At 50.4% G+C, this 12,343-nt stretch carries 11 protein-coding genes; 4 read left to right on the plus strand and 7 right to left on the minus strand.

Translation table 11 applies throughout. From position 1 onward, the window contains the following. Positions 1 to 102 precede the first annotated feature (102 nt). The 7 genes from C1A10_RS08235 to C1A10_RS08265 all read right to left on the minus strand — a co-directional run bounded on the left by C1A10_RS08235 (position 103) and on the right by C1A10_RS08265 (position 7,798). A complete protein-coding gene (locus C1A10_RS08235; RefSeq protein ID WP_101909828.1) occupies positions 103 to 1,719 on the minus strand; it encodes a response regulator transcription factor in 1,617 nt (538 codons plus the stop codon). A 278-nt stretch (positions 1,720 to 1,997) separates the two neighbouring features. After that, the gene (locus C1A10_RS08240) at positions 1,998 to 2,687 is read right to left on the minus strand and encodes a pentapeptide repeat-containing protein (RefSeq protein ID WP_180951060.1); all 690 of its coding nucleotides are present in this window, start codon (positions 2,685 to 2,687) and stop codon (positions 1,998 to 2,000) included. 221 nt (positions 2,688 to 2,908) lie between these two features. Continuing rightward, entirely contained in the window at positions 2,909 to 4,213 is a 1,305-nt protein-coding gene (locus tag C1A10_RS08245; RefSeq protein ID WP_242968886.1) for a TRAP transporter large permease, read from the minus strand. After that, complete coding sequence (locus C1A10_RS08250) at positions 4,213 to 4,719, minus strand: TRAP transporter small permease (RefSeq protein WP_101909830.1); 507 nt, start codon at positions 4,717 to 4,719, stop codon at positions 4,213 to 4,215. The genes C1A10_RS08245 and C1A10_RS08250 overlap by 1 nt, the downstream gene beginning before the upstream one ends. 40 nt (positions 4,720 to 4,759) lie before the next feature. Then, positions 4,760 to 5,836 (minus strand): C4-dicarboxylate TRAP transporter substrate-binding protein, encoded by a 1,077-nt coding sequence (locus tag C1A10_RS08255; RefSeq protein ID WP_101909831.1) that lies wholly within the window; start codon positions 5,834 to 5,836, stop codon positions 4,760 to 4,762. 432 nt (positions 5,837 to 6,268) lie between these two features. After that, a complete protein-coding gene (locus C1A10_RS08260) occupies positions 6,269 to 7,072 on the minus strand; it encodes an HAD-IIA family hydrolase (RefSeq protein ID WP_341456901.1) in 804 nt (267 codons plus the stop codon). Positions 7,073 to 7,102: 30 nt separating this feature from the next. Then, positions 7,103 to 7,798, minus strand: coding sequence for an MgtC/SapB family protein (locus C1A10_RS08265; RefSeq protein WP_101909832.1), 696 nt, complete (start codon positions 7,796 to 7,798; stop codon positions 7,103 to 7,105). Between the two features lie 643 nt (positions 7,799 to 8,441). Here C1A10_RS08265 and C1A10_RS08270 point away from each other — a divergent pair. The 4 genes from C1A10_RS08270 to C1A10_RS08285 all read left to right on the plus strand — a co-directional run bounded on the left by C1A10_RS08270 (position 8,442) and on the right by C1A10_RS08285 (position 12,275). Continuing rightward, a complete protein-coding gene (locus tag C1A10_RS08270) occupies positions 8,442 to 9,008 on the plus strand; it encodes a glycerol-3-phosphate responsive antiterminator (protein WP_101909833.1) in 567 nt (188 codons plus the stop codon). Positions 9,009 to 9,184: 176 nt separating this feature from the next. Further along, positions 9,185 to 10,621 carry an NAD(P)/FAD-dependent oxidoreductase gene (locus C1A10_RS08275; protein ID WP_101909834.1) on the plus strand — a complete coding sequence of 479 codons (1,437 nt, stop codon included), beginning with the start codon at positions 9,185 to 9,187 and terminating at the stop codon, positions 10,619 to 10,621. A 16-nt stretch (positions 10,622 to 10,637) separates the two neighbouring features. Further along, entirely contained in the window at positions 10,638 to 11,903 is a 1,266-nt protein-coding gene (locus tag C1A10_RS08280; protein ID WP_101911605.1) for an NAD(P)/FAD-dependent oxidoreductase, read from the plus strand. A gap of 3 nt (positions 11,904 to 11,906) precedes the next feature. Continuing rightward, positions 11,907 to 12,275, plus strand: coding sequence for a DUF1667 domain-containing protein (locus tag C1A10_RS08285; protein ID WP_101909835.1), 369 nt, complete (start codon positions 11,907 to 11,909; stop codon positions 12,273 to 12,275). Positions 12,276 to 12,343: the final 68 nt, after the last annotated feature.

A 12,343-nucleotide genomic window follows, 5' to 3' on the forward strand; every position in this document is an offset into this window, starting at 1 on the left:
CAAAAGTAAAAGACAGATATAAGTAAACAGCAGCAACAAAAAGAGGGACACTCGCCGGGAAAGAAATCGGCTTTGGTATCTTTTCATAACATTCGTTCCGTTCTACGAATATAGCTTCCGAAACTCATTCGGTTTCAGGCCTGTAAATTTCTTAAAGCCCTGCGTGAAATGCTTGATATCGCTGTAACCGACCTGTTCACAGATGCTGGCAACGCTCAGGTTGGTTTCTTTAAACAACTCTTTCGCCTTGTTCATGCGCACCTCAGACAGATATTCCATAAAGTTCTGCCCGCTCTCCTTTTTAAAAAGCACGCTGAAATAGGAGGCGTTGAAGCCGGCGACGCCGCTCACTTCCTCAAGGCTGATCTGCTTGCTGTAATTTTGCTGGATGTACTGTTTTGCCAACCGAATCGGTTTCTTTTCCGCCTGCTTTTTGTCCTGAATAACGGTTCCCATGGATTCCTGAATAAAATTCAGCAGGCAGCCAAACAACTGCGGCACAGAGGAACAAAGGTCGGCGCGGCTGATAAATTTTTCGTGGAGGGTTTCTTCCCTCTCGTCCGAAAACTGATGGTTTTTCAGCAGTATCAGGTAGTTGAGGCAGGCGCTTGTGACAAGTTGGAAAACCTCCTGCCCTGAAATCTGAGGAATCTGCTGAATCTGCTTTTTCAGCGAATCCACCGCGGACGCCGCAGCATTAATGTCCAGAATTTCAAGCGCCGCTTCGATCTCCTTATTAAACTCCGCGAGCGGGGCACCGCCGACAGGCGGGCAAGCAGGTATTCCAGCCGTTTCGATCATCTTGCCGGTCCCTTCCACCAAACGCTGCGACACTGCCCATTCGGCAGCTTTCAGGGAATCTTCAAGCTGATTCAGATTCTCCACAGCTAACCCCAGGCCGATTGTAAGTTCCACCTTTCCAAAAACACTGTTTTGGACCAGCAATTCATCCATCACTGCTCTTAGCTGCCGCCTGAGCGTTTCTTTTGCGTCTTTACCATAATTTAAGATACAATAGGCCCTGCTTTCCTGAAAGCTGATTTCCAGATCAAAGCATTTTGCTTTCAGCAGTCCCTGCAAGATCTGCTTCATCTTATCTTCCAGAATCTTCATGCCGCTTTCATAGAGAATTCCATATTCGCAGTCGATTTTCACAAGAAAGACCTGAAAATAGCCGGGCTCAAAATGAAAGTGGTATTCATGGTTGAGCTTTTCCATTTGAAGACCATTTGAATTTCCGCCTCGCTGCAAAAGCAGGTTGGTCATCAGATTTGACCGCAGTCTGCTGATATCGCTTTGCAAGCGGATTTTGAGGCGTTCCTCCGCGGAAAGCTGCTGGGTCCGCTGTCTGTATTTTTCGCGCATCCTATGGAGTGTGTCCAGCAGCGCATCCTTCTTGATCGGTTTGAGCAAATAATCGCATACCCCATATTTGATCGCACTTTGGGCATATTCGAAGTGACGATAGCCGCTTACAATAATAAAGTCAATATCCTCTTTGATCTTCTTTCCGCGTCCGATCATCTCCAGGCCGTCATATCCCGGCATGCGTATATCGGTGATCATCAGGTCAGGACGCAGAGTTTCAATCATTTCCAGTGCTTCAATCCCGTTATGCGCAACGCCGACAATTTCCATCTCCAAAGATGCCCAATCAACAAGCCCGGAAATTAATTGGCATACCTTGGCCTCATCATCTGCTATCACAACTTTCATCATTGCAACATTCTCCATCTTCTCGAACTTCGGCAGGATAACGCCGCAGCCGCATACTGCCGAAACAAAGTAAAATTTGATTGTCTATTTATATAAGACTCTGAAATTATATTATATTGTTGATTTGGGAATGTCAACCAAAACATACTATAATATGTCAATTGTTTTTATTCTTTTTGATAATTTAATGGAAGCTGCACGGGAGAAACACAAGCAGAAGAAGTGATGAAAGCTACCAGAAAGGGCCCTGTCCGAAATCGAACAGGGCCCTTTTACATTTTTTATTTTATAATCAAACCTAATAATTTTGCTAATTCGGAAGCCTGAACGCTATTGACAATTGCTCCTTTTAATTCCTCGCCGGACACAAGGATTCCCTCTATTCGGCTTTTTGTAAAGTCAATATCCTTCAATAGCGTTTTAAAAAAATTGGTGCTGATCAGTTTGACACCGTCCAGTTCCAAATTAGATAGCTTGCATTCCGTCACACTTGCATGGCTGATATCACTGTTCACGACGCTTACATTTTTTATTTTGGCGGAATCCGTATTTGCATATTGAAAATTGCAATCCGAGACTGTAAGATTTTGTAAACTCGCGTACTGCAAGTTGACGCCCACCCCTTTGCAGGATACAAGCTCGCACCTGTTAAAATACCCTTCATCCATATCACTATTGGAAAAATCACAGGATCTCATCGTGACGTCAATAAAATCAGTCTTTGAAAAGGAACAGGTTATGAACCTGCAATTTTCAAAAGCAACTTCCTTAAAACACAATTTTGACAGGTCGGCATTTTCAAATGATACATCTTTTATTAATTTCGCGGCAATATCGGTTTCATCCATTTGGGATGCGCGGATAAATTGCAGCGGATCCTCTACAGGTTCTAATTCTTTTACGATGTTCGGTTTCAAGATTTTCATTTTGTTCTCCTGTGATGCCATGCTTTTTACGGCGGTTTTCTTCATCTGCAGCCGTCCCTCCATGCCGGTGACTGTAATCACGCGGCACGAGAACATACTTTCTCTTCAGCATTATATACCTCTCTGAACGTGTAAACAAGTCCTTTCATAAATTTTAAAAGATCAAGTGCACTCACTTGGATATTTTATGATAAAGAATTACCGGGCAGCATAAATGCTGCCCGGTAATTCTTTATAATGATTCCGTAAGAGATACATACTTTTTCTTATGCCCCGTAAATCAGATTGGGCACAACCAGACTGAGCGCCGGAAAAACGGTAATGAGAATCAAAACGACAAACAGCGCAAGCATAAATGCCCAGCACTCGCGCAGGAAGTCACTGATTTTACAATTCGTGATGCCGCAGGTAGTAAACATCATCGAACCAAACGGCGGGGTCAGACCGCCAAGCATGATATTAACGATACAGATCATGCCGAAGTGAACCGGATCGACACCCATTGAAGTGACGACGGGAACCAGCAGAGGCGCAATGATCATCAGAGCAGCTCCGCCCTCGAGGAACATGCCCATAATGAGCAGGATCACGTTGCAGAGCAGCAGCATGACGTAAACATTTGTTGTGAGTGAGGTTAGTGCGCGGGTAACCATCTGCGGAATGCCCTGCCAGGTAAGGTAATAGCCAAACACGCTGGCGGATACCATAATCATCACAACCGAAGCACTGCCGGAGATTGTCTCTTTCATAATGGGGATAAAATGTTCGCGGAAACTCAGCTTTTTATATATAAACTTACCGATTACAATTGTATACAGCACAGCTACAGCGCCGCCTTCTGACGGTGTGAACAAACCGATACGCATGCCAAGGATGATTGCGAACGGGAATGCCAGCCCCCAGAAAGAGATCAGCGCCTGCCTGCCAATTTCACCGATACTTGCACGTTTCGTGCGGGATGGCTGATAATTACGCTTTTTGGATATAATGGCTACCGCAATCATCAAAGACAAACTCATCAGGATGCCGGGCACATAGCCTGCCGCAAACACGCGGCCCAAAGAACAGCTTGCCAACAGGGCATACACAATCAAATTGACTCCCGGCGGGATAACCGGCGTCGCGGCGGACGATGCCGCGGTGATTGCAGCAGAAAACGCCCTCGAGTAACCGCGCTCCTCCATCTGCGGAACCAGCATCTTGCTCTGCATAGCGGCATCAGCGTTTGCGGAGCCGGAGCAGCCGCCCATCAGCATGCTCAGCAGAACATTGACCTGGGCCAGTCCGCCGCGCATGTGGCCGGTAAGCACTTCGGCGAACTCCATCATCTTTTCACTGATGCCGGAGTAATTCATGATGGAACCTGCCATAACAAAAAATGGAATTGCCAGCAGGGAGAACGATTGCGAACTTGTCAGCACCTTTTGCAGGATGAGATCCATCGGCGAAGTGGTGTCGATAAACATAAAATAGAAGAAGGTGGAACCCAGCAGCGAATAGACAATAGGGACGCCTGCAAAATACAGGACAAACACCAGCACAATGGGCAGATAAACAATAAAACCGGACATCACTTCACCTCCTCTTTCTTTTTATTAAGTTTTAAGAAAATTTCCTTGATATTCTGCACCATAAAGAGCACGGCCCATATCAGGGACAGACCGAAGCCTGCCGCCACAGGGAAAGTAGACCACAAAATCGTTTGCTGCAAAACGTTCGAAAGCTTGCCTGCGGAATTGACAGCATACAGAATGCTGTTATAAGTCAGCGCACCAAGAATCAGGATTACTGTGAGATCCATTAAAAACTGGACAACTGCACGCGACCTAGCCGGCAAGTGCTTAATGACGATATCCACACCTAAATGCGCCTTGTTCCGGAAAGTCACGGCGCCGCCAATAAAGATGGTCCATACAAAACAGGTCGTCGCAACCTCTTCCGACCAGGTCAGCGGGCTGTTGAGGAAGTATCGCATAAAAACGTTGATCAATACCAGCGATGTCGTGGCGATCAGCGCGGCACCTGTAATGATGGCGTCCAGATTCATTAAAATCAATTTAGGCCAATTTTTCTTCATAGTGTCAGCTCATTTCCAATTGAGTATCAAAATTTTTCACTTACGCGTTCTTGCGGATCTTAGCCAGTTCGGCCAGCAGCGCGTCATGAATCCCCTCGGTGCAGCCGGAATCTTTCACGAGCCAATCGTAAACCGGTTCGCAGGCTTTGGCGAATGCATCCGCGTCGACTTCGTTGAATGTAACACCTTCGCTCTCCAGTTTGGAGACGGTGGCATCATAGCTGGCCTCGACGGCTTCACGGCACTCTTTTGCGCCGTACGCAAATTCCTCGTCGATTACTTTACGATACTCCTCGGGGATGCTGTTATAAACATTGGAGTTGATATAAACACCGCGGACAGCGATGAAATGGCGGGTCAGGGCAACTCTCTTGCAGACCTCCCATGCTCCGGTATCCTGCAGAGTGGATTCCGAGCCCTCGAAGCCTTCCACCACGCCGGACTGGATCGCTGAGATACACTCGGTGAAGGACATCGGAGTTGCAACGCCGCCCATAGCGTTTACGGTATTGATAAACAGCGGGCTCTCGGTACTGCGCAGCTTGGTTCCCTTGAGATCTGCCGGCGTCTTGATATCCTTGTTAGTGCACAGGCTGCGGAAGCCGAACTCATAATTCATCGAAAGGATGTGGATACCCTTTTCCTCCGCTTTGGCTATCATATCCTTCACAAGATCGGTTTCGACCATCGCTTCCCACTCATCATAGCTCTGATAGAGGCATGGGCCGACCAGTGCGGCAAAATCCGGGACGTAGGCACCCAGATAGGAAGGTTCTTCGACCGAAATAAAATTAGCGCCGCGCTCAACCTGTTCGAGGGCATCCTCGTAAACAGAAAGCTGGCCCTGACCGTAAACTTCCACGGTCACATGTCCATTTGTCTTTTCAGTAATGCGCTTGCCGATTAGCTCCATGGATTTGTAAATCTGCTCGTCCGGCTGGAAAACATGGCTTAACTTCAGGGTGATCTTGTAATCATCACCGGCTGCCGCAGAAGCGGCGCTGCCGGAAGCTTTGGGAGCCGGACTGGTACCTGCCGCGGAACCGCAGCCTACCAGCAGGGCAGCGCCCAGAACAAATGCAACGGTACATTTGATAGCTTTTGCAAGTTTTTTCATGTGATCGTCCCTTCCTTATTCTGTTTCGGCTTTTTGCATACGTCTTTCGGAGATACCTGCGCATCTCCCAGAATTCGACATGCGGAAAACGCAAAAAAAACAAAACGCATCAGCAGGGCATACAAGTGCCATGCCCCCTTTTGCATTTTGCTCGTCTCACGCTCTAAAGCAAACTCCGCATTGATCGTTTTCTGTTATTACGGTTATCATAACACAGTATTTTCCATTACGCAATATATTTTTGTCTGTTTTCCATATTTTGTTTTTGTTGCACAATTTTTTTTTATACATTTTCACTTTTCATTATAAACAGTTCATAATGCACTCATGATTTATTCACGATTTGAGCTGACACATAAAGCAACGAGCATGCAGAACTTCCGGGCTCCGCGCGTTCTTTTGGCAGAAAGGGAAAATGAAATAGGAGCGGATTCATGACAGTTCCAGCAGCATCCGGCCCATCTCGCCAAGAGAGGCATAGACACCATCCGGCTGCACCCTGCTAAGGGGGATATCCTCCGGTTTTGTCTCGCCGGTCAGCACCAGCAGGCCTTTGGCGCCGTTGTTCACGCCGGTTGCCACGTCGGTATAGATGCGGTCACCCACAAAAGCGACCCGCTCGCGCTTTTCGCCGGTTTTGTCCAGCACCATGTCCACCGTCTCGCCAAACGGCTTGCCGAGATATTTGGGCTGCTTGCCGGTGGAAAGCGAAATTGCCGCGCAGAATGCACCGCAGTCCGGGATAAACCCGCCCTCGACGGGGCAGTTGATGTCCAAATGGGTAGCAAGGAAGAGCGCGCCGTTGCGAATATAGGTGCAGGCACGCTCCAGCTTTTCGTAGGTAAGAGTCGTGTCAAACGCCACGACAACAAGATCGGGCATGTCCTTGGTAAGCTTAATCCCGCCTGCGCGAAAACTCTCCGCCAGCGGTTGGGTACCGACAAGGTAAACGGTCTTATCCGGGTGATTGGAATTGAGGTAGCGAATGGTGACATCACCCGACGTCATAATCTGGTCGCGGGTGATGCGGCAGTTCATTTTCGCCAGCTTTTGGATATAGATTTCAGGCGATTTTGAAGAGTTGTTTGTAAAGAAGAGATAATCCCGTCCGGTCTTTCTGACCGCGTCAAGAAATTCCAGCGAGCCGTCCAGAATCCTGTCGCCAAGATAAAAAGTGCCGTCCATGTCCAATACAAAAAGCCGGGTCTCCTGCAAGAGCTCATGTTGTTTGTCCAATCGTTGTTCCTCCCTGCGGGCATCGCCCTGTTAAAGTTCTTCCACAAAGCGCACGCACTCCATGGCACGGATATTATCGAAAATCACAGGACGCTTATAGCGTTCCTCTACCTCAATGGTGGCAATGGCATTCGGGCCCTCGCCCTTGATCTTGCTTTTTCCCAGTTCAAAGCTGGCGATGCGGATATTCTGCTTTCGCATTTCGTCGATGAAAAGGGTCACATTCTTATTATTCTCAAATTCCAGATAAAGGTCAAATACTTTTGAGCGCTTGTGGATCTGTTCGTCCACCTTGGAAAGTACCTTCAGGGTAATAATGACAAGCATAAGGGTGATAAATGCGCCCTCGATAAAGCCAATTCCAACGGCAAGGCCAAGGCAGGCGCAGGCCCACAGGCCTGCGGCGGTCGTCAAGCCGCGCACCTGGTTGCGGCCGGTGACGATGATGGTGCCGACGCCGAGAAAGCCGACACCGCTGATGACCTGTGCGCCAAGCCGGGCAATGTCCATATTGCCCGCAAAGTTCATATGGATGTACTGCCCGGTAAGCATGACAAGTGCGGAGCCCAGACAGACGAGCGTATGCGTTTTGATTCCCGCGCCTCTGCGCTTAATGCCACGATCGATGCCGATGACGAAGCCGATGGCCAACGCAGAGACCAGCCGCAGGGTAATCGCTCCGGTATTCCATTCGGCGGCAACCTCCATAAATTCTTTCCATGGCATGGCAATTCCTCCGCTTCTGCTTGGTTATTCCTTTCGGTTACTTGCAAAAGAGCAGGGCAAACACACGGAAACTCCCGTTCGTGTTTGCCCTGCTCTTACTCTAAGGCTGTCATTCAATTGGAAGCAGACCCACAATCTGCCTTTCGCTGGCTTTATGCTAACACACGAGTATGGGATTGTCAAATGCCAATTTGTAATATCAAAACAATATATGCAGTCCGGCGGCGAGAGGTCCGAAAACTGCGGTTTCTTTTCAGCCGTTCGTTCTTGTGGCACAAACACCGCATGAAATGCCCCGCGCGCTGTGTGTGCACAAACGAACAGGTCTTCGGCAATTTGTACAGAATCCCAAAATCCAAACACCGTTTGTGTGCCATTTGGAGATTTTTAAATGAAGTGTTGATTTTCACCCCCATGCATGGTAAGGTAATAAATGTAAATCGTCTGCTGAAGTTCTCACGCAATAGTCGGTTTTTAAGTTTCAGTTTCAATATGGAAAACCCAGAGTAGAGAGAATGGGTTAAACGGAATCACTGGTCCGTTTAATCGGGTTACTCTTTTTTATTTTGTCTTTTTACCAGGTCAGCGCTTTATCTTGAGAAAGCGGCGGCATGCGTCGTGCAGTAAAGGAGATCTTTTGGGTTTGGATCAGCATTTTTACGATACCGTTGCAGCAAATCCGGTCATCGCGGCCGTAAAGGATTTCGAGGGTCTGGAGCACTGTCTGGCCGAGGAGGATATCCAGGTGGTATTCGTTCTGTTCGGTGATATCTGTAATATCAGTGAAATCATCGAACGGATTAAAACCGCCGGCAAAATGGCCTTGGTGCATGTGGATCTCATCACCGGCCTTTCCAACAAGGAAGTTGCCGTCGACTTTATCCAGCGCAATACTTTGGCCGATGGAATTATTTCCACGCGGCAAAGCTTTATCCGCCGGGCAAGGGATCTCCATCTGTATACGATTCTGCGCGTTTTTGTCATTGATTCGATTGCGCTTTCGAGCCTTGAAAAGCTTGAATCTGTCCGGCCGGACTTCATCGAAATCCTGCCGGGCGTCATGCCCAAGACCATTCGCAAGGTCTGTGCCATAACTTCCATCCCGGTGCTGGCAGGAGGCCTGATCGCGGACAAAGAGGATGTTATGAACGCCCTTGAAGCGGGCGCAACCGCTATTTCCACGACAAATCAGCAGGTCTGGCAGATGTAACCATATTCTAAATCCGATATTTATGATTCCTGACTCTCATTCAGAGTATGAGAAAGCTGTGAGTCAGGCAGTCCCGTTTTTACGCTTTTTGGAGCGTTTAACGGGGGTGCCTGGCTCTTTTTTTATAAAACAGCGATACATTCCATCCTGAAAACTACTGTAAGGAGTGACAGTCTGTGTACGACATTGTAATCATCGGCGCCGGCGTCACCGGCTGTTCCGTCGCGCGCGAGCTTTCCCGCTACAAGGCGAAGGTCTGCGTGGTGGAAAAGTGCGAGGACGTTTGCTGCGGTACCTCCAAGGCAAACAGCGCCATTGTGCATGCAGGCTACGACGCTGCGGCCGGCAGCCTCATGGCAAAACTTAACGTTGAGGGCAACCGGCTGATGGGGTCCCTCAGTGAGGAACTGGATTTTTCCTTCCGGCGCAACGGCTCACTGGTTGTCTGCATGAGCGAGGCCGACATGCCCGGACTCAACAGGCTTTACCAAAACGGTCTGGAAAACGGTGTGGAGCGGCTGCGTATCCTCAGTCAGGAAGAACTGCGTGCCATGGAGCCGAACATCAGCCCGGATGCAGTGGCCGCCCTCTACGCGCCTACCGGCGGAATCGTCTGCCCGTTCGGCTTGACCATTGCGCTGGCCGAGAATGCATATACCAACGGTGTGGAATTCAAATTTGATACCGAGGTTTCCGGCCTGAGCCCTACCGCCGGGGGATGGAGCATCGAAACAAACCGCGGCAGGATCGAAACAAAGTATGCGGTCAATGCCGCCGGTGTTTACGCCGACGTGTTCCATAATATGGTCTCCGCAAAAAAGATTCACATCACCCCGCGCCGCGGAGATTACTGCCTGCTCGACAAATCCACCGGTGGTTTCGTGGAAAAGACCATCTTCCAGCTGCCCGGCAGATACGGCAAGGGTGTGCTGGTCAGCCCCACGGTACACGGCAACCTCATTGTCGGCCCCACCGCCATCGACATTGAAGACCGCGAGGGTACCAACACCACCGCAGGGGGCATCAACGAACTGATCGGCAAAGCGGGCGCCACCGTCAGGAACCTGCCCATCCGGCAGGTCATCACGAGCTTCGCGGGCCTGCGTGCCCACGAAGACGGGCACGAATTTATTATAGGCGAAGCGGAGGATGCGCCTCGTTTCATCGATTGCGCCGGTATTGAGTCCCCCGGCCTCTCCTCCGCCCCCGCCATCGGTATCATGGTCGGCAACCTGCTGCGCGACCGGCTGCGCCTCGGACCAAACCCGGACTTTAGCGGAAAACGCAAGGGCGTATTGAACCCCAAAACGCTCTCAAAAGAGGAACATACAAAGCTCATTCAGGAGCATCCAGCTTACGGCAATATCATCTGCCGCTGTGAGAACGTAACTGAGGGCGAAATTCTGGATGCGATCCACCGTCCGCTCGGCGCAAAGAGCCTTGACGGTGTGAAGCGCCGCATCCGCGCCGGAATGGGCCGCTGTCAGGCAGGCTTCTGCAGCCCGCGCACCCTGGAAATTCTGGCCCGCGAGCTTAACCTGCCGCAGGGTGAGATAACCAAATGCGGCGGCGCTTCGCGGCTCATTGTTGGTACCATCAAAGACCGGGTGTAAGAGGGGTAATGTGATTATGACAAACTACGACATCGTTATCATCGGCGGCGGCCCCGCGGGCCTCGCAGCCGCTGTTTCCGCCTATGACGCGGGTACGCGCAGCATTCTGATCCTCGAGCGTGACACACAACTCGGCGGCATCCTGAACCAGTGTATTCACAACGGCTTCGGTCTGCACACCTTTCACGAAGAACTGACCGGGCCTGAATATGCGGACCGCTTTGTACGGCAGGTTCTTGACCGGGAAATTGTGTATAAACTATCCACGATGGTCATGGACATCAGCGGACAGAAGATCGTCACCGCCATGAACCGTGAAGACGGTCTCTTTGAAATTCAGGCGAAGTCCATTATTCTGGCTATGGGCTGCCGTGAGCGCAGCCGCGGCGCGCTCAATATTCCGGGCTACCGCCCCGCCGGAATCTATTCCGCCGGCACTGCCCAGCGTCTTGTAAACATGGAGGGCTTTATGCCCGGCCGCCGGGTCGTTATCCTCGGCTCCGGGGACATCGGCCTCATTATGGCACGCCGCATGACCCTTGAGGGCGCGAAGGTTCTCGTTGTAGCCGAGCTCATGCCCTATTCAGGCGGCCTTAAACGCAACATTGTGCAGTGTCTTAACGATTTTGACATTCCGCTTAAGCTCAGCCACACCGTGGTGGACATTGAAGGCAAGGAGCGTGTCTCCGGAATCACCCTTGCGGAGGTGGACAGCGGCTGCAAGCCTATTCCGGGCACCGAAGAGCACTACGACTGCGATACCCTTCTGCTCTCCTGTGGCCTTATCCCCGAGAACGAGCTTTCCCGCGAAATGGGGGTATCCCTGAACCCGGTAACGAACGGCCCGGTGGTCAACGAAAGTCTTGAAACGAACATCCCGGGCGTGTTTGCGGCCGGAAACGTACTGCATGTCCATGATCTGGTTGACTTTGTTTCAGAGGAAGCGGCCGCCGCCGGACGCAACGCTTCGGCATATGTTTCGGAAGGCGGATTTGAGGCGGCACGCCATGAAGTACCCATTGTCTGCGAGGGCGGGCCGCGCTATACAGTACCCGGCACCATTGACCCCGCTCATATGCCCGACCGGCTGACCGTCCGCTTCCGGGTAGGCAGTGTGATTAAGAATCATTTTGTCAGTGTTTATTTTGGCGATAAGCAGGTGCTTCACCGCAAGCGCCCCGTCATGGCGCCGGGTGAGATGGAAGAACTATACCTGAGCAAAAAAATGTTCGACGAACGCCCCGGTCTTGACAAGATCACCATCCGGATAGAGGAGGCATAAAGTATGAAAATACGGAATTTCATCTGTATCGGCTGCCCTCTCGGCTGCCCTTTGCAGGTCACGATAGATGATGCCGGCACCGTTGCCAGGGTTTCGGGACACACCTGCCCGCGCGGCGAGGCGTATGCCCGCAAAGAGGCTACAAATCCCACCCGCATCGTCACCAGTACCGTGTGGGTTAGGGGGAGTAAAAGCCATGCTGTCACCGTTTCGGTCAAAACTGCGTCGGATATCCCCAAGGGCAAAATTTTTGACTGTATCAAAGACATCAAAGATGTCACCATTTCCGCCCCCGTTCGGATCGGCGATATTGTAAAAACCAATGTAGACGGTACCGGCGTGGATATGATCGCCACTAAAAATGTTTTTTAGAATTCTCTTCCCGGCCGCTCTGAATCAACCGGCATTTCATCCGACCAAACGGGGAATTCCAGAATAAA

The organism is Marasmitruncus massiliensis (assembly GCF_900186535.1).
GTDB classification, from domain to species: Bacteria; Bacillota; Clostridia; order Oscillospirales; family Ruminococcaceae; genus Anaerotruncus; species Anaerotruncus massiliensis_A.

What these genes read in the sequence shown, in the direction of transcription:
- C1A10_RS08235 (WP_101909828.1), bottom strand. Translation starts at nt 1,719, where the DNA reads ATGATGAAAGTTGTGATAGCAGATGATGAGGCCAAGGTATGCCAATTA.
- C1A10_RS08240 (WP_180951060.1), bottom strand. Translation starts at nt 2,687, where the DNA reads ATGAAGAAAACCGCCGTAAAAAGCATGGCATCACAGGAGAACAAAATG.
- C1A10_RS08245 (WP_242968886.1), bottom strand. Translation starts at nt 4,213, where the DNA reads ATGTCCGGTTTTATTGTTTATCTGCCCATTGTGCTGGTGTTTGTCCTG.
- C1A10_RS08250 (WP_101909830.1), bottom strand. Translation starts at nt 4,719, where the DNA reads ATGAAGAAAAATTGGCCTAAATTGATTTTAATGAATCTGGACGCCATC.
- C1A10_RS08255 (WP_101909831.1), bottom strand. Translation starts at nt 5,836, where the DNA reads ATGAAAAAACTTGCAAAAGCTATCAAATGTACCGTTGCATTTGTTCTG.
- C1A10_RS08265 (WP_101909832.1), bottom strand. Translation starts at nt 7,798, where the DNA reads ATGCCATGGAAAGAATTTATGGAGGTTGCCGCCGAATGGAATACCGGA.
- C1A10_RS08280 (WP_101911605.1), top strand. Translation starts at nt 10,638, where the DNA reads ATGACAAACTACGACATCGTTATCATCGGCGGCGGCCCCGCGGGCCTC.
- C1A10_RS08285 (WP_101909835.1), top strand. Translation starts at nt 11,907, where the DNA reads ATGAAAATACGGAATTTCATCTGTATCGGCTGCCCTCTCGGCTGCCCT.